General features: G+C 70.0%; 18 protein-coding genes. 11 read left to right on the top strand and 7 right to left on the bottom strand.

Features of this window, described 5'->3' with window-relative positions; translation table 11 throughout:
- Positions 1–2304, bottom strand: a 2304-nt coding sequence (gene smc / locus NB3_RS05305) for a chromosome segregation protein SMC (protein ID WP_067798378.1), incomplete at its 3' end; no start/stop codon positions are given.
- A gap of 418 nt (positions 2305–2722) precedes the next feature.
- Between smc and NB3_RS05310 the strand changes: the two genes are divergently transcribed.
- Entirely contained in the window at positions 2723–4366 is a 1644-nt protein-coding gene (locus NB3_RS05310) for a hypothetical protein (RefSeq protein WP_157111545.1), read from the top strand.
- A 56-nt stretch (positions 4367–4422) separates the two neighbouring features.
- On the opposite strand, the gene NB3_RS05315 is transcribed toward NB3_RS05310, so the two are convergent.
- Positions 4423–4848 (bottom strand): DUF1707 SHOCT-like domain-containing protein, encoded by a 426-nt coding sequence (locus tag NB3_RS05315; RefSeq protein WP_067797385.1) that lies wholly within the window; start codon positions 4846–4848, stop codon positions 4423–4425.
- 215 nt (positions 4849–5063) lie between these two features.
- On the opposite strand from NB3_RS05315, the gene NB3_RS05320 reads away from it, so the two are divergent.
- Complete coding sequence (locus NB3_RS05320) at positions 5064–6149, top strand: S-(hydroxymethyl)mycothiol dehydrogenase (protein WP_067797388.1); 1086 nt, start codon at positions 5064–5066, stop codon at positions 6147–6149.
- On the top strand, positions 6143–6772 hold the full coding sequence (locus tag NB3_RS05325; protein WP_371855880.1) for an MBL fold metallo-hydrolase: 630 nt from the start codon (positions 6143–6145) through the stop codon (positions 6770–6772). Before NB3_RS05320 ends, NB3_RS05325 begins: the two co-directional genes overlap by 7 nt.
- Before the next feature lie 50 nt (positions 6773–6822).
- On the opposite strand, the gene NB3_RS05330 is transcribed toward NB3_RS05325, so the two are convergent.
- From NB3_RS05330 to kdpF, 4 genes are all read right to left on the bottom strand, one after another.
- Positions 6823–7692, bottom strand: coding sequence for a potassium-transporting ATPase subunit C (locus NB3_RS05330; protein ID WP_067797393.1), 870 nt, complete (start codon positions 7690–7692; stop codon positions 6823–6825).
- Position 7693: 1 nt separating this feature from the next.
- Positions 7694–9751: a potassium-transporting ATPase subunit KdpB gene (gene kdpB / locus NB3_RS05335; protein ID WP_371855881.1), complete on the bottom strand. Its 2058-nt coding sequence runs from the start codon at positions 9749–9751 to the stop codon at positions 7694–7696.
- 97 nt (positions 9752–9848) lie between these two features.
- Positions 9849–11519 (bottom strand): potassium-transporting ATPase subunit KdpA, encoded by a 1671-nt coding sequence (gene kdpA, locus NB3_RS05340; RefSeq protein WP_067797398.1) that lies wholly within the window; start codon positions 11517–11519, stop codon positions 9849–9851.
- Entirely contained in the window at positions 11520–11801 is a 282-nt protein-coding gene (kdpF, locus tag NB3_RS36765; protein ID WP_084485814.1) for a K(+)-transporting ATPase subunit F, read from the bottom strand.
- A 179-nt stretch (positions 11802–11980) separates the two neighbouring features.
- On the opposite strand from kdpF, the gene NB3_RS36515 reads away from it, so the two are divergent.
- The 8 genes from NB3_RS36515 to NB3_RS05380 all read left to right on the top strand — a co-directional run bounded on the left by NB3_RS36515 (position 11981) and on the right by NB3_RS05380 (position 18831).
- Positions 11981–12106, top strand: coding sequence for a hypothetical protein (locus NB3_RS36515; protein WP_280516567.1), 126 nt, complete (start codon positions 11981–11983; stop codon positions 12104–12106).
- A gap of 72 nt (positions 12107–12178) precedes the next feature.
- Positions 12179–14725: an ATP-binding protein gene (locus NB3_RS05350; protein WP_067798381.1), complete on the top strand. Its 2547-nt coding sequence runs from the start codon at positions 12179–12181 to the stop codon at positions 14723–14725.
- Positions 14726–14777: 52 nt separating this feature from the next.
- Complete coding sequence (locus tag NB3_RS05355; protein WP_039799569.1) at positions 14778–15461, top strand: response regulator; 684 nt, start codon at positions 14778–14780, stop codon at positions 15459–15461.
- A gap of 98 nt (positions 15462–15559) precedes the next feature.
- The gene (locus NB3_RS05360) at positions 15560–16027 is read left to right on the top strand and encodes an OsmC family protein (RefSeq protein WP_067797405.1); all 468 of its coding nucleotides are present in this window, start codon (positions 15560–15562) and stop codon (positions 16025–16027) included.
- Positions 16027–16305 (top strand): acylphosphatase, encoded by a 279-nt coding sequence (locus NB3_RS05365; RefSeq protein WP_067797407.1) that lies wholly within the window; start codon positions 16027–16029, stop codon positions 16303–16305. The genes NB3_RS05360 and NB3_RS05365 overlap by 1 nt, the downstream gene beginning before the upstream one ends.
- 30 nt (positions 16306–16335) lie before the next feature.
- Positions 16336–17145 (top strand): hypothetical protein, encoded by an 810-nt coding sequence (locus NB3_RS05370; RefSeq protein ID WP_218020528.1) that lies wholly within the window; start codon positions 16336–16338, stop codon positions 17143–17145.
- Entirely contained in the window at positions 17146–18312 is a 1167-nt protein-coding gene (locus tag NB3_RS05375; RefSeq protein WP_067797409.1) for a glutathionylspermidine synthase family protein, read from the top strand. It begins immediately after the preceding gene.
- A gap of 63 nt (positions 18313–18375) precedes the next feature.
- Positions 18376–18831 carry a DUF350 domain-containing protein gene (locus NB3_RS05380; protein ID WP_067798388.1) on the top strand — a complete coding sequence of 152 codons (456 nt, stop codon included), beginning with the start codon at positions 18376–18378 and terminating at the stop codon, positions 18829–18831.
- A 349-nt stretch (positions 18832–19180) separates the two neighbouring features.
- Here NB3_RS05380 and NB3_RS05390 read toward each other — a convergent pair whose 3' ends face one another.
- Positions 19181–21292 (bottom strand): amylo-alpha-1,6-glucosidase, encoded by a 2112-nt coding sequence (locus NB3_RS05390; protein ID WP_067798391.1) that lies wholly within the window; start codon positions 21290–21292, stop codon positions 19181–19183.
- Positions 21293–21300 lie beyond the last annotated feature (8 nt).

A 21300-nucleotide genomic window follows, 5' to 3' on the forward strand; every position in this document is an offset into this window, starting at 1 on the left:
GTCCGCGGCGGACTGCTCCAGTTCCGCGTGCCGCAGGCGATCCTCCAGGTCGGCCAGCGCGGCCAGCGCCTCCTCCCGGCTCGCCTCCGCGTCGTCGCGCTGGGCGACCAGCCGTTCGCTTTCCGCGTGCGCGGTGCGGGCGGTCTGACCGAGCCTGCCGAGCCGCTCGTAGATCGCGACCAGCGCCTGATCGGATTCGTGCAGGGCGAGCAGCGCCTGGTCGACGGCGTCCTTGCGATCGGCCTGCTCCTCGAGCGCGCCGGACAGCGCGGCCTCGAGTTCCTCGGCGCGCCGCTGCGCCGCGACCAGCTCCGCCTCGGCGGCGTCGATGTCGGCCTGGATCTCCAGCTGACTCGGCGCGCGATCGGAACCACCGAGCAGCCAGCCGTTACCGGTGAGGTCGCCGTCGCGGGTGACCACGCGCAGTTCGGGCCGCGCCGCGACCAGCGCGCGGGCGGCGGGCAGATCGTCGGCCACGGCGATCCCCGCGGTGAGCGCCGCGATCGCGCCGCGCACCGTGTCGGGGCACTCCACCACGTCGACCAGCCAGCGGGCGCCGTCGGGCAGCGCGCCCGGCTGCGGCCGCTCGGCGCGCTCGGCGCCGAAGACGACGGCGGCGCGGCCACCGTCGGCCTCCTTGAGCGCCTGGATCGCGGCGTGCGCGGACTCGCCGGTGTCGGCGGCGACGGCGTCGGCCAGCGGGCCCAGCGCAGCGGCGACCGCCGCCTCGAAGCCGCCGTGCACGCGCAGCAGCGCCGAGAGCGGGCCGAGCAATCCCTGCTCGCGATGCTCCACCAGCCAGGCGACACCGTCCCGGCGGGCCAGGTTCATGCCGAGCGCCTCGATGCGCGCGCTGAGCGACGCGACCCGCTTGCTCGCGTCCCGGTCCTGTTCCCGCAGTTCGGTGACCCGCTGATCGGCCAGTTCCAGTGCCTGCGCCGCGTGCTCGTGCTGGGCGTCGAGACCGGCTTCGCCCGCGTCGAGTTCGGCGAGTTCGGCCTGCACCGTGTCGAATTCGGCTTGCGCGGCCTCGCCGCGGTGGCGGGCGTCGGCGATGGCGACCGACAGCCGCGCGATCTCCGCGTCCACCGACTGCGCCCTGGCCCGCAGGGTGTCCACCTTGCCGGACAACCGGGCCACTCCCTCGCGCCGGTCGGCGATCGCCCGCACGGCGGCCAGGTGCGCCTGCTCGGCGGCCTTGGCGGCGTATTCGCGCTCGGCCAGCTGGTCTCGGGCCGCCTCCAGCGTCTCCGTGGCGATCTCCACCGCTTCGCGCAGCTCGGCCTCCTCGGCCTCGACCCGATCGGCCTCGACCTCGAGCTGCTCGGGATCGCGGCCCGTGCTGACCGGAGCCGCCGCGTCCAGGTGCCGCGCCCGGTCGCCCGCGATGCGGATGGTCGCGTTGACCCGCTCGGCGAGCGCGGACAGCTGGAACCACAGCTGCGCGGCGGCCTCCGCGCTCGGCGTGAGCCGGGACAGCTGGAATTCCTGCTGCGCCAGCGCCGCGTTGGCGGCGTCCAGCTCGGACTGCACGGTGATCTGCTGCTCGCGCGCGTACGCTTCCTTGCTCTGCTGACTGGCCAGCTCTTCGCGCCGGGTGACCAGATCGTCGGCGGCCAGCCGCAGCCGGGCATCGCGCAGGTCGGCCTGCACGGTCTGCGCCCTGCGCGCCACTTCGGCCTGCCTGCCCAGCGGTTTGAGCTGGCGGCGCAGTTCGGTGGTGAGGTCGGTCAGCCGGGCCAGGTTGGCCTGCATGGCCTCGAGCTTGCGGACCGCCTTCTCCTTGCGTTTGCGGTGCTTGAGCACACCGGCGGCCTCCTCGACGAACGCGCGGCGGTCCTCCGGGCGCGACTCCAGGATGGCCGACAGCTGGCCCTGCCCCACGATGACGTGCATCTCGCGGCCGATGCCGGAGTCGCTGAGCAGTTCCTGCACGTCCATCAGGCGGCAGGAGTTGCCGTTGATCTCGTACTCCCCCGCGCCGTCGCGGAACATGCGCCTGGTGATGGACACCTCGGCGTAGTCGATCGGCAGCGCGCCGTCGGAATTGTCGATGGTCAGCGTGACCTCGGCGCGGCCGAGCGGCGCGCGGCCCGCCGTGCCGGCGAAGATCACGTCCTGCATCTTGCCGCCGCGCAACGCCTTGGCGCCCTGCTCGCCCATCACCCAGGTGAGCGCGTCGACGACGTTCGATTTGCCCGAACCGTTCGGACCGACCACACACGTGATGCCCGGTTCCAAGCGCAGCGTCGTCGCGGACGCGAAGGATTTGAAGCCCTTCAACGTCAGGCTCTTCAGGTGCAAGTTCGACGACCTTTCCGTGTTCTGCCCGGTCGGCGTTCCGCGGCGGGGCAGCGCATCCGGCGACCTGTCATGGTATCCGTCGCGTACCGGGAGCTTCCTGGGCCCGACGGCGTGCGCGACCGAGTGGTGGTTCGGCGATATCCGTAGGTTATCGAGTCGCCGCCGGTTCGCGCGCATTTCGATATGCCCCGGGTTTGCCGGGACGGTGACGGCGGTGCCGGTCGCATCGGGTCGGCGGCCGCGACGCGACCGCCTCCGCCGGTGCGCCGGGATGCGGGAACGCCCGCTCGGCCACCGGCACGCGCCTCTTCCGTCAGCCCGCCGCCCGTGCCCGGTCTCGAACTGGCACTGACGCCACGTCGTCCGGCCCCTTACGATCCCTCTGATTCGTCAGCGGAACGTTCGGGAGCGCACCACGATGTCTGCCCCCTCACCAGGGACAAGTACCCGGTTCCGCCTTGCCCGGATCGCGGGGCTCGTCCTCGGCAGCCTGGTGTTCCTGCACGCCTGTGAACGCAGCAAGAGCGCGCTGCTCAGCGATGTGCGGATGGAGGTGGCGATCGCGGCCGCTTTCGCCACGGCCGCCCTGGGCGCGGCGTGGTTCGAGATCAAACTGCGGGGGCCGGAGCAGGACGCGGACCGGCCGTGGGACGACGCCGAGGAGGACGAAACTCCCAGTCGTGGGAATTTTCCCGGTCGAGCCGGGCGATCCGCCGAACCGATGTACGGCAGGAGCGAGCGACCCGGGCGCCCCGGCATCGGCCCACCGCCCGCGCCCGCGGGCCAGTGGGAGGACGACGACCTGCCCGACGCCGCGGACTCCCCGAGCCGCGCGGATCTCGTCGCCGGGATTGCGCGGACATTGCGGGTCACCCGCGCCCGCATCGCGGAACAACGGCAGCCGCTTCTTCCGCTGGGCGCGGTGACGAAATGGATGCGCCGCGTCGACCCGGACGACATCGATTCCGCCGAACCGGACGATGACGACGAGACCGAGCAGATCACCCGTACCGAAACGGGCGAACTCGTCATCGAGTCCGGCACGCGCACGGTGCGGGCCAAGATCTCCCGCTCCGGCGACCTCGTCCTGCACGGCCGCAGGCACGCGGACGCGCGGTCGGAATGGAAGTGGACGTTCCCGGCGGATGCCTTCCCCGCCATCCGGGGTGCGCTCGGCGACGGCCGCGGCGACCTGCTCGATCTGCTCGAGGACACCCTTCCGTGGCTGGACGCCGCCGCCCGCCACGATCCCGGCGCGTGGCTGCGCGCGCACGACATCCCCGCCACCTATCAAGAGAAGGGCGTCAGCGCGACACAGATCACCCGGGAACTACCCGTCCTCCAGCCGGGCCGTCCACCGCAGCCGCCCCGCGCGAGCAGATCCCGGAAGCCGCCGTACGAGGCGTCCGGCGCGCAGAACGCCCGCGCGTACACGGAAGCCCCCGACGACAGTCCCCGCCGGGATAGGCCCACCGCGACACGATCCCGCGAAGCCCTCCCCGCTCGCGGCGAGAGCCGGTCCACCCGTCGCGGAGCCGCCGAGCCACCGACCTCATCCCGGCGCACCGATGCCGACCGACCAACACGCGCCGCGAACTCCTGGCCGACGGAACGAACAAACCCTCCTTCCGACGACTACAGCCCGCCCGCACCAGCACGCCGTCGCCGCGACGAATCCGAACCCGCTCGGCGAGGTGACCGGCTCCCACGCGGCGGCGGGGCGAATCCGCCTCCGCGTCCTACACCCGGCCGTCTCGACCCGCCGAGACGTCGGCGCCCCGACGAGCCCGACGCATCGCACGGCGCCGGACCTCGAGACGACTACGACGACGCGGAGGTCCGTCATCCGCGAGGCAGCGAGCAAGCCGGACGCAGACCCGCGGACCGCGAGCCAGGGACCGGCAGAAGAGAGCGGCCCGATGCGGCATACCGCGACCGTCCCGTGCCGTCCGACCGAGACCGGGCCGACGACCAACCACCCGGCCGACGCCACCGCGACGATCAGCGGTCGCGGCGGGAACCCTCGCTTCCCCCGCACGAGTCCGCGCGACGCGGGTGGTAGGACACGACGACGGCGCTGTCACCCGGTGCTCCGGGTGACAGCGCCGTGGACCGAGTTCAGCTCGCGCGGTGGGTGAATCGGCCGTTCTCGAAGCCCGCCACCATCCGGAACGCCAGGACGGCGCCCCACGGGCCGATCACCCAGATCGGCCAGAAGTAGGTCAGCGCGCCGACGCTCAGCGAGATCGCGCCCCAGATGACGAGCACCAGCAGGCTCACGGCGAGCCAGGTGCTGCCCTCGATGCGCTGCCAGATCGGGATGCGCGGGCGCGCGGAAGCCGGCGCCACGGCGTCCTTGCCCAGCTCGGGCAGATCGGACAGCACCGCGCGCAGGTCTTCCCGGTCGGTGGTGGCGTACACTTGGGCGACGCGCTGGTCATACTCGGGCAGATCGATGCGCCCGTCCGCCATGTGCCTGCCGAGCAGGCGCACCACGGCGTCGCGTTCGGCGTTCGAGGCGCGGGTGCCGGTGGAGATGTCCATGCCTGGTCCTATCGACGGTTCCACCCTCCATAGTGGAATATGACTCCAGCATAACCCTCCAAAGTGGAATGTCAACCCCGTGGCGATTCCGGATCGAAACTCGGGACTTCGCGCCGTCCGGCGGTAATGTTCGGATCGGGAACAACTGTATGGACAGGTGTTCAGGCTGGCGGATCCATGGATCCGCGTCCGGAGAACTCGCTCAGGAGGCACAGGTGTCGGAAACCGTCCGCGGGATCGTGGCCCGCAGCAAAGGCGCACCGGTCGAGACCGTCGAGGTGGTGATTCCCGATCCGGGCCCGCACGACGTGGTGGTGCGGGTGCAGGCGTGCGGGGTCTGCCACACCGATCTGCACTATCGCGAAGGCGGCATCACCGACGATTTCCCGTTCCTGCTCGGCCACGAGGCGGCGGGCGTGGTGGAAGCCGTGGGCCCGGCGGTCACCCATGTGGCCGAAGGTGACTACGTGATCCTCAACTGGCGCGCGGTCTGCGGCGAGTGCCGGGCGTGCAAGCGCGGCAGGCCTTGGTACTGCTTCGACAGTCGGAACGCGAGCAAGAAGATGACGCTCACCGACGGGACCGAGCTGACGCCCGCCCTCGGCATCGGCGCGTTCGCCGACAAGACCCTGGTGCACGAGGGCCAGTGCACGAAGGTCGATCCGGAAGCCGACCCGGCGGTGGCGGGCCTGCTCGGCTGCGGCGTGATGGCAGGCATCGGCTCGGCGATACACACCGGCAACGTCTCGATCGGCGACACGGTCGCGGTGATCGGCTGCGGCGGCGTGGGGGACGCGGCCGTCGCCGGGGCGAAGCTGGCGGGTGCGCGCACCATCATCGCGGTGGACCGCGACGCCAGGAAACTGCGCTGGGCCACGGATTTCGGGGCCACCCACACGATCGATGCGACCACCGAGGACGTGGTCGAGAAGATCCAGGAGTACACCGACGGATGGGGCGCGGACGTGGTCATCGACGCGGTCGGACGGCCGGAGACCTGGAAGCAGGCGTTCTACGGCCGCGACCTGGCCGGCACGGTGGTGCTGGTCGGCGTGCCGACGCCGGAGATGACCCTCGAGATGCCGCTGCTGGACTTCTTCTCGCGCGGCGGCGCGCTGAAATCCGCCTGGTACGGCGACTGTCTGCCGGAACGCGACTTCCCCACCCTCATCGACCTCTACCGCCAGGGTCGGCTGCCGCTGGACCGGTTCGTCTCCGAACGGATCGGGATCGACCAGGTCGAGCAGGCCTTCACGAAGATGCACGCGGGCGACGTGCTGCGCTCGGTGGTGGTCTGGTGACCGTCCGCATCGACCGCGTCGTCACCTCCGGCGAGTTCTGCCTCGACGGCGGCACCTGGGCGGTGGACAACAACATCTGGCTCGTCGGCGACGACGACGAGGTGGTCGTCATCGATGCCGCCCACGACGCCGACCCGATTCTCGCGGCGGTCGCCGGGCGCGCCGTTCGCGCGATCGTGTGCACCCACGGACACAACGATCACGTGACGGTGGCCCCCGAGCTGGCCGAGCGCCTGGACGCGCCCATCCTGCTGCACCCCGGCGACGAGCCGCTGTGGCGCATGACCCATCCGGACACGGGGTACCAGCCGCTCGCGGACGGCGATCGGATCACCTTGTCCGACAGCGAGATCCACGTCCTGCACACCCCTGGCCACTCTCCCGGTTCGGTCGCACTGCATCTGCCCGAGGCGAAGGCCGTGTTCACGGGCGACACGTTGTTCGCCGGTGGCCCCGGCGCGACCGGCCGATCGTTCTCCGATTTCGGCACGATCATCGAGTCGATCCGCGAACGCCTGCTGACGCTCCCGGAGGAGACCACGGTTCACACCGGGCACGGCGATTCCACCACCATCGGCGCGGAGAAGCCCTTCCTCGCCGACTGGATCGCCCGCGGCCACTGACCCCGGTCGACGGCCGCGGGCGAACCCGAAACCGCCCGCGGCCGCACGAATCAACCCCGGTAGGGGTACCGGCGATCCAGGTCCAGGTTCAACCGCAGTACGTCGACCCGCGGCTCGCCGAGGAATCCCAGCGTCCGGCCGCTGGTGTGCTCGTCCACCAGGACACGAACCTGCTGTTCGGAAATGCCGCGCGCTTTCGCGACCCGCGCCATCTGGATGACCGCGTACTGCGGAGAGATGTTCGGATCGAGTCCGCTGCCGCTCGCGGTGACGGCATCGGCGGGCACCGCCGGATCGGCGGGCGCGTCGCCGTGGATCGGGACGATGCGTCCGGCGGAGTAGTCCTGTCCCGGTTCGGCGCATACGACCCGGACGCCGCGGTAGGCGGCGACGAACGGCTGCGCTGGGCAGGCCTCGTTGACGCTGACGACCTGCACGGGATGCGAAACATCCCCGTCGGCGTCACGTGGTCCGATCACCGAGAGCACCGCGCCCACACCGCTTTTCGTGCAGAACGGACGACTGCCGTCGACCCCCTCACGGTCGCCGACCTCCTTGCTGCGGGCGCATACCGTGGTGAGCAGGCCGGCGCGTTCCGGGGTGTCGACGATGTCCTCCGGTCCCAGATTGCTCGCGCCGCTGGACATCGGATCGTAGCCGTCACCGGCGGCCGAAGGGCGACTCTGGAAGTACTGCACCAGTGCCGCACCGTCCGGTCCGGTGAACGATTGCCCGATCAGGCCGGAGCCCACTGTCGTTCCGTTCACCTCGACCAGTGACCCGTCCGCCTTCTCGTGCAGTCCGGGCAGCTGCGCCACCGCGAAAACGGCCAGCGGATAGACGATTCCGGTGATCGCCGTGAGGGCGAGCAACGCGCGCAGGGCGGCGAGATGCTGCCGGATCCAGGTTGAAAGGCGCATGTCAGGACATCCCTGGGAGGAACTGGACCACGAGGTCGATGAGTTTGATGCCGAGGAACGGGGCGATGATGCCGCCCAGCCCATAGACGGTCAGATTGCGGCTGAGCAACTTCGACGCGTTCGACGGCCGGTAGCGCACGCCGCGCAGCGCCAGCGGGATCAGCGCCACGATGACGACGGCGTTGAAGATCACCGCGGACAGGATCGCCGACTGCGGGCTGGCCAACCGCATGACGTTGAGCAGGTCCAAGCCGGGGAACAACGTCACGAACAGCGCGGGGATGATCGCGAAGTACTTGGCGATGTCGTTGGCGATGGAGAACGTCGTCAGCGCCCCGCGCGTGATGAGCAGTTGCTTGCCGATCTCGACGATCTCGATCAGCTTGGTCGGATCGGAATCCAGATCGACCATGTTGCCCGCCTCTTTGGCGGCCGACGTGCCGGTGTTCATCGCCACGCCAACGTCGGCCTGCGCCAGTGCGGGCGCGTCGTTGGTGCCGTCGCCGGTCATCGCGACCAGTCGGCCGCCGTCCTGCTCCCGCTTGATCAGCGCCAGCTTGTCCTCCGGCGTCGCCTCGGCCAGGAAGTCGTCGACCCCCGCCTCGTCCGCGATCGCCTTGGCGGTCAGCGGATTGTCGCCGGTGATCATCACCGTGCGGATGCCCATGCTGCGCATCTCGTCGAACCGCTCGCGCATGCCCTGCTTCACCACGTCTTTGAGGTGGATCACGCCGAGCACACGCGCGCCTTCGCCATCGACCCGGCCGACGACCAGCGGCGTGCCGCCCGCGGCGGAGATGCCGTCGACGGTCGCGCCGAGCTCCTCCGGCACCGAACCGCCCTGGGATCGCACCCATTCGGTGACCGCGCTCGCCGCGCCCTTGCGCAGCTGACGGCCCTCGACGTCGACGCCGGACATCCGGGTCTGCGCGGTGAACTCCACCCACCGCGCGCGGCTCAGTTCACCGGGCGTCCGCTCCCGCAGACCGTAGGCCTGTTTGGCGTAGACCACGATGGAGCGGCCTTCCGGCGTTTCGTCGGCCAGGCTGGAAAGCTGGGCGGCGTCGGCCAACTCCTCCTTGCTCACCCCGGGCACCGGGACGAAGTCCGCCGCTTGGCGGTTTCCGAGCGTGATGGTGCCGGTCTTGTCCAGCAGCAGAGTGTTCACGTCTCCGGCGGCCTCCACCGCCCGGCCGGACATGGCGAGCACATTGCGCTGTACCAGGCGGTCCATGCCCGCGATCCCGATCGCCGACAGCAGCGCGCCGATGGTCGTCGGAATCAGGCACACCAGCAGCGAGACCAGCACGATGCCGGTGACGCCGTGCGCGTCCAGCGCCGCGCTGTCCGGCACGCCCGGATTGTTCGACTTGCTGAAGATCGCCATCGGCTGCAACGTCGCGACCGCGAAGACGAAGATGATCGTCAGCGCCGCCAGCAGGATGTTCAACGCGATCTCGTTCGGCGTCTTCTGCCTGCTCGCGCCCTCGACCAAAGCGATCATCTTGTCGATGAAGCTCTGGCCCGGCTCCTGGGTGATCCGGACGACGATCCGGTCCGACAGCACGGTGGTACCGCCGGTCACCGCCGAGCGGTCACCGCCGGATTCCCTGATCACCGGCGCGGATTCACCGGTGATCGCCGATTCGTCCACCGAGGCGATGCCTTCCACCACGTCGCCGTCGCCCGGGATCACCTGTCCGGCCTCCACCACGACGTGATCGCCGCGGCGCAGTTCCGGGGCGGCGACCCGTTCCTCTACCACCCGCGCGCCCGGCGACCACTCGACCAACCGCCGCGCGACGGTGTCGGTCTTCGCCTTGCGCAGGGTGTCGGCCTGTGCTTTGCCGCGGCCCTCCGCTACGGCCTCGGCCAGATTCGCGAAGATCACCGTGAGCCACAGCCACACGACGATCGCCCAAGCGAAGAAGGTGGAGTTCACCAGCGCGAGCACGGTCGACCACACCGCGCCCAGTTCGACGATCAGCATCACCGGGTTGCGCCACAGGGTGCGCGGATCGAGCTTGCGCACCGCGTCCGGCAACGAGGTCAGCAGCATCTTGGGGTCGAGCACCCCGCTGCGGACGCCCTTGCCCCGCCGCGGCCGCTCGGACTCGGCCCGCGCCGAGGTTTTTTCGATAGTGGGACTGGACATGTCAGTGGATTCCTTCGGCGAGCGGCCCGAGCGCAAGCACGGGCAGGAAGGTGAGCGCGACCAGGATCACCGTCACGCCGACGACCATGCCGACGAACTGCGGCCGGTGCGTGGGCAGCGTGCCGATCGACGCGGGAGTGGTGCCTTGGCGCGCGAGCGACCCGGCCAGCGCGAGCACGAAGATGATCGGCAGGAAGCGGCCGAAGAGCATGGCCAGACCCAGCGCGGTGTTGTACCACTCGGTGTTGCCGGTCAGACCCGCGAAGGCCGAGCCGTTGTTGTTGGCGGCCGAGGTGAACGCGTACAGCACCTCCGACAAACCGTGCGGCCCGGAATTCAGCATGCCCGCACGCTGCCCCGGCATCGCCAGCGCGGCGGCCGTGCCCACCAGCACGATCAGCGGGCTGATCAGGAAGTACGACGCGGCCAGCTTGATCTCGCGCGGCGTGATCTTCTTGCCCAGGTACTCCGGGGTGCGTCCGACCATGAGTCCCGCCACGAACACCGTGATCACCGCCAGGATCAGCATGCCGTACAGGCCCGACCCGGTGCCGCCCGGCGCGACTTCCCCCAGCTGCATGTCGAACATCGTCATCAGGCCGCCGAGGCTGGTATAGGAGTCGTGGAACGAATCGACCGCACCGGTGGAGGTGAGCGTGGTCGCGCCGGCGAAAGTGGCCGAATTCGCCACGCCGAAGCGCTGTTCCACGCCTTCCATCGAGGAGCCGATCGCGGTGGGCACCGTGCCGTGGTGCCGGAGCTGGAACAGGTTGGTCAGCGCGATGCTGATCAGTGCGATCGTCCCCATCACCGCGACGATCGCGTAGCCCTGCTTGCGGCTGCCCACCATCCGGCCGAAGGTGCGCGGCAGCGAGAAGCTGATCATCAGCAGCAGGAAGATCTCCACCCAGTTGGTCCAGGTGGCCGGGTTCTCGAACGGATGCGAGGAGTTGGCGTTGTAGAAGCCGCCGCCGTTGGTGCCGAGTTCCTTGATCACCTCCTGGCTGGCGACCGGGCCACCGGTGATCGTCTGCTGGATGCCGGTCGGCGTCTGCGCCACTTGGTCGTGCAGGTGGAAGTTCTGGATCACGCCGCCCGCCACCAGCACGAGCGCGAAGACGAACGCGATCGGCAACAGGATGCGCAGCGTCCCGCGCACCAGGTCCACCCAGAAGTTGCCGAGGTCGCCGGTGTGCCTGCGCGCGAACCCGCGCACCAGTGCCACGGCCACCGCCATGCCCACCGCCGCCGAGACGAAGTTCTGCACCGCGAGTCCGGCCATCTGCACCAGGTGCCCTTGGGTGGATTCGCCGGAGTAGTTCTGCCAGTTCGTGTTCGTCACGAAACTGACCGCCGTGTTCCAGGCCAGCGCGGGCGTCATCTCGGTGCCCGGATCGTTCAGGTGCAGCGGCAACTTCCCCTGGACGAGCTGGAAGAAGAACAGGAACAGAATGCTGACCGCCGAGAAGGCCAGCACACTGCGCGCGTACACCGGCCAGGGCTGCTCGACTTCGGGGTGCGCTCCGATCGCCCGATAGACGAGACGTTCGACGCGCGAATGCTCACGTCCGTCGTAGACCCGGTACATGTAATCACCCAGCGGCACGTGCACCAGCGCGAGCGCCAGGATCAGGGAGGCCACGAAGGCGATCCCCGCGGTTGTCGTGGTCACTCAGAACCTCTCGGGAAACAGCAGCGCCGCGACCAGATAGACCGCGACGCCGACGGCGAGAACCAGACCGATCAGGTTCGCGGTCACAACTTCTCCACCCCGCGCTGAACCAGCCCGAGCAGCGCGAACGCCGCCACGGTGAGCGCGGTGAACACCACGACCGACATAACTCGACAACCTCCGTCCGGCGCGCCGGGCTTCGGCGCGACAGAGCGAGTGAAGCGCCCCGGCGGCGCGTGGAGCCGTTTCCTGACGACTTCTTGACGCCCCGGGACTCGGCATTTGCGGTTCGTTGACGGTCACGCGACGCCCGCAAGTATGGCGTCAAGGAACGCGGACGGACCGTCAACACACCGTAAAAATCGAGGTCTGCCCGTCTGACGGCGGTAGAAGTTGGAGAGCCGGCCGGACCGGACGAGCGCGACCGGCGTCGTCCCGCCGGGAGGGAAGAGAGGATCGCAATGTCGGCAATGATCATGGTCGTCGCCTTCGTCTGCTGCGCGCTGGTCATCCGCGCGCTCGCGGGTCGGGAGCAGGCGCCGACGCCCCTGCCGGTCGCCGTCGAGACCGATGATGCGTGGCGGTGACGTGGGGTCGCAGCGCGCCGTGACCACCGACGGGTGTTCTGCCGGAGCGGCGCGACGCGCGATGATGAAGGCGTGAAACGCGGTCAGCTGCGCATCTACCTGGGCGCCGCGCCGGGTGTCGGCAAGACGTACGCCATGCTCGGCGAGGCGCACCGGCGACTGGAGCGCGGTCGCGACGTGGTGGCCGCGGTGGTGGAAACGCACGGCAGGGAGAGGACCGCGAAACTGCTCGAGGGCATCGAGCGCGTACCACCGAAGCTGATCGAGTATCGCGGCAGCACGTTCACCGAACTCGACGTCGAGGCGGTGCTACGCCGCGCGCCCGCGGTGGTGCTGGTCGACGAGCTGGCGCACACCAACACACCCGGCAGCAAGCACGAGAAGCGCTGGCAGGACGTGATGGAGCTGCTCGAGGCCGGTATCGACGTGATCTCCACGGTCAACGTGCAGCACCTGGAAAGCCTCAACGACGTCGTCGAGCAGATCACCGGCATCCAGCAGCGCGAGACGGTGCCGGACGCCGTCGTGCGCGGGGCGGACCAGGTGGAGTTGGTCGACATCACCCCGGAAGCGTTGCGCCGCAGGCTTTCCCACGGCAACGTGTACGCCGCCGAGAAGATCGACGCGGCGCTGCGGAACTATTTCCGCGCGGGGAACCTGACCGCGCTGCGCGAACTGGCGCTGCTGTGGCTGGCCGATCAGGTCGACGCCGCGCTGGCGAAGTACCGGGCCGATCACCAGATCACCGAGCTGTGGGAGGCCAGGGAGCGCGTCGTTGTGGCGGTCACCGGCGGGCCGGAATCGGAGACGATCGTGCGCCGGGCCAGCCGGATCGCCACCAAATCCAGCGCCGATCTGGTGGTCGTGCACGTGGTGCGCGGCGACGGCCTGGCCGGGGTCTCCACCGAACGGCTGGCCCGGCTGCGTGAGCTGGCTGCCAGTCTCGACGCCTCGCTGCACACCGTCACCGGTGAGGACGTGCCCACCGCGCTGCTCGAGTTCGCCCGCGAGACGAACGCCACCCAGCTCGTGCTCGGCACCTCCCGCCGCTCGCGCTGGGCGCGCATATTCGACGAAGGCATCGGCTCCACGGTGGTGCAGCGCTCGGGCAAGATCGACGTGCACATGGTGACGCACGAGGAGGCGCACCGCGGGCTGCGATACGCGGCGCTGCACCCCCGCAGACCCGTGGCCGCGTGGCTCGCCGCCTTTCTCGTGCCCGCGCTGGTCTGCGCGATCAGCGCCGCCTACCTCGACGACGTGCTGGATCTCGGCGGCATCAGCGCCGTCTTCGTGGTCGGCGTGGTGGCGGTGGCGCTGCTCGGCGGCGTGGTGCCCGCGTCCTTCTCGGCGCTGCTGTCCGGCCTGCTGCTGAACTGGTTCTTCGCACCGCCGCGCTACAGCCTGACCATCGCGGAACCGAACAGCTTCATCACCGTGGTGGTCTTGCTCATCGTCGCCGTCGCAGTGGCGGCGCTGGTCGATCTGGCCGCGAAGCGAACGGGGCAGGCGCGCAAGGCATCCCGCCAAGCCGAATTGCTGACCATGTTCTCCGGCGCGATCCTGCACGGCGCAGATCTGCCCCGGTTGCTGGAACAGATCAGAGAGGTGTTCGCGCAGCGCGCGGTCGCGCTGGTGTCGGGCGACCACATGCTCGCCGAGGTGGGCGCGAACCCGCCGCGGCAGCCCTCCGACGCGGACACCGTGGTGGAAGCCGGGGATGCCCGCCACTGGCTGCTGCTGGCCGGTCGCCCACTGGCGGCCGCCGACCGCCCGGTGCTCAACGCGGTCACCAACCAGGCCGTCGCTCTGGTCCGGCAGGCCCGCCTGGCCGAGGAGGCCAGCGCCGCCGCGGCCCTGCTGGAGGCCGATCGGCTGCGGCGGGCGTTGCTCTCGGCGGTCAGCCACGACCTGCGCACCCCGCTGGCCGGCGCCAAAGCGGCGGTTTCCAGCCTGCGCAGCGACGACATCGAGTTCTCCGCCGAGGACACCGCCGAACTGCTGGAGACGATCGAGGAATCGGTGGATCAGCTCACCGCGCTGGTCGGCAATCTGCTCGACTCCTCCCGGCTCGCGGTCGGCGTGGTCACCCCGCAGCTGCGGCGGGTCTATCTGGACGAGGCGGTGCACCGCGCGCTGGTGAGCGTCGGGATGGGCGCGCGCGGGCTGCGGCGCGCGGCGATGGACCGGGTCCGGGTCGAGGTCGGCGACGTCTCGGTGCGCGCCGACAGCGGTCTGCTGGAACGGGTGCTGGCCAACCTGCTCGACAACGCGCTGCGGCACGCCCCCCGCGCGGGCACGGTACGGGTCACCGCGGAACGCGCCGGTGACCGGGTCTCGATCGCGGTCGTCGACACCGGGCCCGGCGTGCCGCACGGTACCGAGGAGCAATTGTTCGAACCGTTCCAGCGCCTGGGCGACCGGGACAACACCACCGGCGTCGGGCTCGGTCTGTCGGTGGTGCGCGGGTTCGTCGAAGCGATGGGCGGCGCAGTGCACGCCGAGCCGACACCCGGTGGAGGATTGACCATGCTGGTCGACTTGCCCGGCGGCGAGCCGCCGGACGCGGACGGCACGGGCGGCGCCGTGGCACACGAGACGACGAGCGCGGGTGAGTGAGGCGCCGGTGACGACACAGGAGGCTGCGATTGTGACGAAGACGCCCGATGCGATGGCGACCAAGGTGCTCGTGGTCGACGACGAACCGCAGATCGTGCGCGCGTTGCGGATCAATCTCTCGGTCCGCGGCTACGAGGTGATCACCGCCGCCACCGGCGGCGCGGCCCTACGCGCCGCCGCCGACCGGCATCCGGACGTCGTGATCCTCGATCTCGGCCTGCCCGATATCGACGGCATCGAGGTGCTCGCCGGTTTACGCGGCTGGACCTCGGCGCCGGTGATCGTGCTGTCGGCGCGCACCGACTCCGCCGACAAGGTCGAAGCGCTCGACGCGGGCGCCGACGACTACGTCACCAAACCGTTCGGCATGGACGAACTGCTGGCCCGGCTGCGCGCCGCGGTCCGGCGCGGCGCCACCGATCCCGACGCCTCGGCGCCCGTGGTGACCACCGACTCGTTCACCGTCGACCTGGCCGCCAAGAAGGTCACCAAACGCGGCGAGACCGTCCATCTGACCCCCACCGAGTGGGGCATGCTCGAGATGCTGGTGCGCAATCGGGGCAAACTGGTCGGGCGGCGCGAGCTGCTGCGCGAAGTGTGGGGCCCTTCCTACGCCACCGAGACCCACTACCTGCGGGTCTACCTGGCGCAATTGCGCCGCAAACTGGAGGACGACCCGTCGCGTCCCAAGCACCTGCTCACCGAGGCGGGCATGGGTTACCGGTTCCAGGAGTAATCCCGGCCACGGCCCGCCGACCGCGCGGAATGGCCGGCGGTGGCGCGGCGTTGCCAGGCCCGCGAGCTGATTGCGACGACAATGGCAGGATCGAACCCATGGCTGAACAGACCGCTACACCCGTCACCGCCACCGCGGCGCCGAGCGCGCCGGAGCCCACCACGCTGTGGGTGGAGCGCACCGGAACCAGGGCCTACACCGGGCGCAGCTCCCGCGGCGCCGAAGTCCTGATCGGATCGCAGGGCGTCCCCGGTGTGTTCACCCCCGGCGAGTTGCTGAAGATCGCGCTTGCCGCCTGCTCCGGCCTGAGCGCGGACTTCCCGCTGTCGCGCAAACTCGGTGACAACTTCGACGCGACCATTCGCGTCTCCGGTGACGCCGATCGGGAGAACGAGGTCTACCCGCACCTGGAGGAGGTGTTCGAGCTCGACCTCAGCGAACTCGACGACGAAGCCCGCGAACGGTTGCTGGTGACCGTGCAGCGTGCGATCGACAAGGTCTGCACGGTGGGGCGCACGCTGAAGGCGGGTTCGAAAGTCACGCTGTCGTTCGACGTCGAGGCCTGATGGACGAGGCCGTTCGGATGAGCGCCTGGGTGCACGGGCTGGTCCAGGGCGTCGGTTTCCGCTGGTGGACGCGGTCGCGGGCGTTGGAACTGGGACTGGCCGGGCACGCGAGGAATGCCAGGGACGGCCGCGTGCACGTGGTGGCCGAAGGGCCGCGACCGGCTTGCGAACGGTTGCTGAGCCTCTTGCGTTCCGGGGACACTCCTGGTCAGGTCAGGTTGGTTGTGGAAAGCTGGGAGCCCGCGCGGGGTGATTTGACCGGTTTCGAGGAGCGGTAGTGGTGGTTCGGCGAGGAGGGGGGCGCAGCGATGAGTACGCGAGATCCGGGTGACGAGCGCCGGGACGAGCCCGTGCGGCCGTCCGAGCCGCAGCGCCCGGCCGAGGAGCGGCAACCGCCCTCCCCGGTGTCCGGCGAGGAACAGGACCGGTCGACACCGGTCTCCGGCGGCGCCGACCGATCGACCCCCGCGCCGGGTGCCGCCGATCAGCCCGAAATCGACTGGTCCACCCCCACTTCCGCGCCGTCCGGCGGCACGAGCGGTCCCGGCGTCGATCGGCCGCCCGCAGCGTCCCCGCCGCGCCCCGGCAGCATCCAGCGACAGGAAGCGGGCGTGACCCGACCCCGCCCACCCACGGTGGCCGAGGCACGGGCACGGGAGAAGGCGCGTAAGCGCGCCGAGGAAGCGCAGCAGGCGGCCGCCGCGGCCGAGGCGGCCAAGAAGCGCACCCGCAAGCGCGTGATGATCGGTGGCGTCGCCATCGTCGGCGTCGCGGCCTTGGTCGGCGGCGGCTATCTGGCCTATCGCGCCCTGGCCGCGCCGGACCGGGTCACGGCCCAGTGCATGAGGGTCGAGAACGGCCAAGAGATCGTGGTCGACGACTCCTACTGCGGCGAAGGCCGTCCCGGCTTCGTCAACGACACCGGCCTCAATCCCGGATTGATCATCCTCGGCGGCGGGCCGCAGTACCGCTACTACTACGGCGGCACCGGCGCCATCGGCAAGCCGCCCACCGGCGGCACCACGATCAAGCCGAAGAGCGCCGAGATCAAGACCAAGAGCGGCACCACCATCCAGCGCGGCGGCCTGGGCAGCAAGAGCACCGGCGGAGGGTCATAGATGCGACGCGTACGGGACACGCCCCGGCCGGGCTGGCAGCGGATCATCGAGAGCCAGGGCCTGGTCTACGGTTCCCCCGGACGGGACGCGAGCGGTCAGCCGCGGCCCTACTGGGACGAATCGGTGCACTACGAGTTCGAGATGTCGGAGATCCTCGCCCTGGAGGCCGATGTCGAACTCCTGCATTCGATGTGCCTGAACGCGGTGGAGCACATCGTGCTCACCGAGCGGTACGCCGATTTCGGCCTGCCCGAGTGGAGCTGGGGCCCGATCGCCGAATCCTGGCGGCGCTCCGACCCGCACGTGTACGGGCGTTTCGATCTGCGCTACGACGCGCGACGTCCGGCGAAACTGCTGGAGTACAACGCCGACACGCCGACCTCGCTGCTGGAAGCGGCGATCGTGCAGTGGCACTGGCTGACCGACCGCCACCCCGGCGGCGACCAGTGGAACTCGTTGCACGAGAAGCTGGTCGAGCGGTGGGGCGAGCTGCGCGACGCGCTGCCCACCGCGCAACTGCATTTCACCTGGTCCGGCGCCGACGCCACCGGCGAGGACAACGTCACCACCGCCTACCTGCAGGAGACCGCGGCCGAGGCCGGTTTCGACACCATCGCGCTACCGATCGAGGAGATCGGATTCGATTCCGAGCTGGAGCGTTTCGTCGACCTGGCGGAGGCGCCGATGGAGGCGGTCTTCAAGCTCTACCCCTGGGAATGGGTGCTGGACGACGATTTCGGCAAACGCGTCGTGGACAGCCTGCCGCAGACCATGTGGATCGAACCGCTGTGGAAGACGCTGCTGAGCAACAAGGCGATCCTGGCGGTGCTGTGGGAGATGTACCCGGGCCATCCGAACCTGCTGCCCGCCTACCTCGACCAGCCCAACGAACTCACCGAGTACATCCGCAAACCGAAGCTGGGACGCGAGGGCGCCAATATGACGATCGTCGGCGCCGGACTGGAGACCGCGACCGGCGGCGTCTACGGCGAGGAAGGCTACGTGTACCAACTGCTCGACCCGCTACCGGAATTCGACGACATGCGGCCGGTGCTCGGCGCCTGGATCGTCGGCGACGCCGCGGCGGGGCTCGGCATCCGCGAGACCGCCGGACTGATCACCGACGACGGCTCCGCCTTCGTCCCGCATCGCATCGTCACCGACTGAGCGCGTCCACGTCGAGCACGAATTCACCTCGGCCACATGCCGACCCACCCCGGAAGGATCAAGATGACCGCAGTCGCCCTGGAATCGGGGTACTGGAACTCGCTCGGCGAAGGCGTGGGAGCGATCGTCCTCTACGCCCTCGTCGGCTTGGTGCTCATGCTCGTCGGCTTCTACGCCATCGATCTGACCACGCCGGGCAAGCTGCGCAAACTGGTGGTCGCGGGTAAGCCGAACGCCATCATCGTCACCGCGGCGGGCATGATCAGCATGGCGTTCATCGTCGTGCTCGCCATCTTCGCCGTCGGCGGCGGCGGCAAGCTGTCCGAGGGCCTGATCGCCGCGCTGGTGTTCGGCCTGGTCGGCATCGTGGCCCAGGTCGTCTCGGTGCGCGTCATCGAGCGGGCGCTCGGCATCGACATCGGCACGGCGCTGCACGCCGACACCTACACCACCGAGGTGCTCGTGGTGGCGGCCGCGCATTTCGCGCTCGGGCTCGTGGTCGCCTTCGCGATCCTGTAGACCTCACGCCGGTGCCCGGCATCGGGCCGGACGCTCGGTGCTGTTCCGGAGTGGAAGCCGGTGGTTCAGTGCTCGTCCCCGTGGGCGAGACAGTACGCCGCCGCCGCGAGATATTGGCGGCACTCCGGGCCGTGACCGGCGTGCACGCTGCGGATGAACAAGGCGCGATCCATGTCGAGATCCGTCGACGGTTCCGCGGAACAATCCTGGTACCGGCTCCGCCACAGGTCCTGTGTGTCCAGCGATGTCTGCATCGTGCACCTCCCGTGCTGCGTGTCAGTGCGAGAAGGCTTGCAATATCCCTACATCGGGGTCATACCCGCTTCCGCCGCGCGGCAACCGGCGCCGGTCACCGGGTCACCAACCGCCAGTCGTCGGGCAGGCGCGCCGCGGTGATCTGCGTGCCATCGGCTTCCAGGTCGACGGTGGTCGCACCGAGCCGCAACGCCCGCAGCGAGACCCTGCCCCACCGCGCGGGCAGTTGCGGTCGCACCGTGAGCGTCCTGGCCGGCGCGTCGGGGTCGAGCCCGAGGAACGCGCGCACCAGCAACAGCGGCGCCGCGCTCGCCCACGCCTGCGGCGAGCAGGAGGTCGGATACGGCACCGGCGTGGCGAATCGCGACCGGGGGAAGCCGCAGAACAACTCCGGCAGGCGCCCGTCGAACACCGCCGCCGCGTCCAGCAGGCCGGTGGCCAGCCGAGTCGCCAGCTCCACCGCGCCGGGCACATGCCGGTAGCGCAGCAGACCGGCCACCGCGATCGCCGTATCGTGCGGCCAGACCGAGCCGCAGTGATAGCTCATCGGGTTGTAGGCGCCCATGTTCGACGCCAGCGTGCGCAACCCGAAGCCGGAATCCATCTCCGGAGCCGCCATCCGCGCCACCAGCTCCGCCGCGTGCTCGTCGGTGGCGATGCCCGACCAGAGGCAGTGCGCCACATTGCTGGTCAGCGCGTCGACCTGACGCTTGCCGCCGTCCAACGCCACCGCGTACCACCCGCGGTCGGCCAGCCAGAACTGTTCGGCGAACTTGACGCGCAACTCCGCGGCGCGTTCACGGAGCTGTCCGGCCAGCCGCGGGTCGTCGAACGCCTCCGCCAGCTCGGCCCTGGCCAGCATCGCGGCGTGCACGTACCCCTGGACCTCGCACAGCGCGATGGGCGCTTCGGCGATATGGCCGGTGGCGTCGTTGATTCCGTCGAAGCTGTCCTTCCACCCTTGGTTGATCAGGCCGCGATCGGTGGCGCGGCGGTACTCGACGAAGCCGTCGCCGTCCCGGTCGCCGTAGTCGGTGATCCAGTGCAGCGCGGCGTCGGCGGCAGGCAGCAGTTGCCGGATCGCTTCGGAGTCGGCGCCCCAGCGATGGCATTCGGCCAGCAGCATCACGAACAGCGGTGTGGCGTCGGCCGTTCCGTAGTAGATGTTGCCGCCGAACACCGGCCCGCCCGCTGGCCCGCGGCGCATCTCGTGCATGATGCGGCCGGGTTCCTCCTCGGTGAGCGGGTTCACGTCCTGCCCTTGCAGTTCGGCCAGCTGCTGCAATGTGCCCAGCGCCAGATCGGCCTCGAGCGGCAGTGCCATCCACGCCGTGAGCAGGCTGTCGCGGCCGAACAGGGTCATGAACCACGGCGCGCCCGCGGCGACGAAAGGCCTGGCGTCGCCCGATTCGTCGCGCATCTGCAACGCGCCCAAGTCGCTCTCGGTGCGGCGCAGCACCCGGGTGAGCACCGGGTCGGACGCGGCGATGTCGGTGGCGGTGTCGCGCCAGGCCTCGATCTTGCGGCCCGGCGCGCTGACGTTGTAATGCTCCCCCGGCGAGATGGCCTGGAATCGCTGGTTACCCACGGTCGGCTGGGCGATGATCTCGGTCTGCCAGCATTCGCCGACCGGCACGATCACCCTCCACAGCAGCGAACCGGGCATGACCTCGGGCTCCACCGTCGCCGAGATCGAGATGCCCCGGCTGCGGTCGGCGTGATCGTGCAGCACCAGTTCCCCGTCGGCTACCGTCACGTCGGCCCGCCCGTGCCCGGCGCGGCCTTCCTTCACCGCGAACAGGTCGACGAAGTCGGCGTCCACGTGCAGTTCCAGCAGCACCGCTGTGGGCTCGCGGCCCATGTTCTCCAGCGTGATCAGCTCGTGCATGCCGTCGGCGACGATCCGTTCGCGCACCACCAGCAGCGTGCTGTCGGCCAGGCCCGCCTGCGGGGGCCTGCGCAACACGAACCTGGCGGCGAACGCCTCCGGACTCAATACCGAAAGCGACTCGGCGGGTTTGCCGTTCACCAGCAACTCCCAGCGCGATAGCACGCGGGCGTCCCGGAAGAACAAGCCGTGCGGCTTGCCCGGTTCGACGTCGCCGAGCCGATTGGACAGGCAGAACGTGCCGCCTTCGACCAGGGTCACCGAACCGCACCCCCCGAACCCGGCCGGCTCGCCGGAGTTCAGGGGGGCGTGGCTCACGGGTACGG

Source organism: Nocardia beijingensis NBRC 16342 (genome assembly GCF_001612785.1).
Lineage (GTDB): Bacteria > Actinomycetota > Actinomycetes > Mycobacteriales > Mycobacteriaceae > Nocardia > Nocardia beijingensis.

Excerpts from the sequence above, each read along its gene's own strand:
- NB3_RS05365 (WP_067797407.1), top strand. The coding sequence starts at position 16,027 with ATGGACGAGGCCGTTCGGATGAGCGCCTGGGTGCACGGGCTGGTCCAG.
- NB3_RS05310 (WP_157111545.1), top strand. The coding sequence starts at position 2,723 with ATGTCTGCCCCCTCACCAGGGACAAGTACCCGGTTCCGCCTTGCCCGG.
- NB3_RS05355 (WP_039799569.1), top strand. The coding sequence starts at position 14,778 with ATGGCGACCAAGGTGCTCGTGGTCGACGACGAACCGCAGATCGTGCGC.
- NB3_RS05330 (WP_067797393.1), bottom strand. The coding sequence starts at position 7,692 with ATGCGCCTTTCAACCTGGATCCGGCAGCATCTCGCCGCCCTGCGCGCG.
- kdpF (WP_084485814.1), bottom strand. The coding sequence starts at position 11,801 with ATGCCGAGTCCCGGGGCGTCAAGAAGTCGTCAGGAAACGGCTCCACGC.
- NB3_RS05375 (WP_067797409.1), top strand. The coding sequence starts at position 17,146 with ATGCGACGCGTACGGGACACGCCCCGGCCGGGCTGGCAGCGGATCATC.
- NB3_RS05360 (WP_067797405.1), top strand. The coding sequence starts at position 15,560 with ATGGCTGAACAGACCGCTACACCCGTCACCGCCACCGCGGCGCCGAGC.
- NB3_RS05315 (WP_067797385.1), bottom strand. The coding sequence starts at position 4,848 with ATGGACATCTCCACCGGCACCCGCGCCTCGAACGCCGAACGCGACGCC.
- NB3_RS05370 (WP_218020528.1), top strand. The coding sequence starts at position 16,336 with ATGAGTACGCGAGATCCGGGTGACGAGCGCCGGGACGAGCCCGTGCGG.
- NB3_RS05380 (WP_067798388.1), top strand. The coding sequence starts at position 18,376 with ATGACCGCAGTCGCCCTGGAATCGGGGTACTGGAACTCGCTCGGCGAA.
- kdpB (WP_371855881.1), bottom strand. The coding sequence starts at position 9,751 with ATGCTGCTGACCTCGTTGCCGGACGCGGTGCGCAAGCTCGATCCGCGC.
- NB3_RS36515 (WP_280516567.1), top strand. The coding sequence starts at position 11,981 with ATGTCGGCAATGATCATGGTCGTCGCCTTCGTCTGCTGCGCGCTGGTC.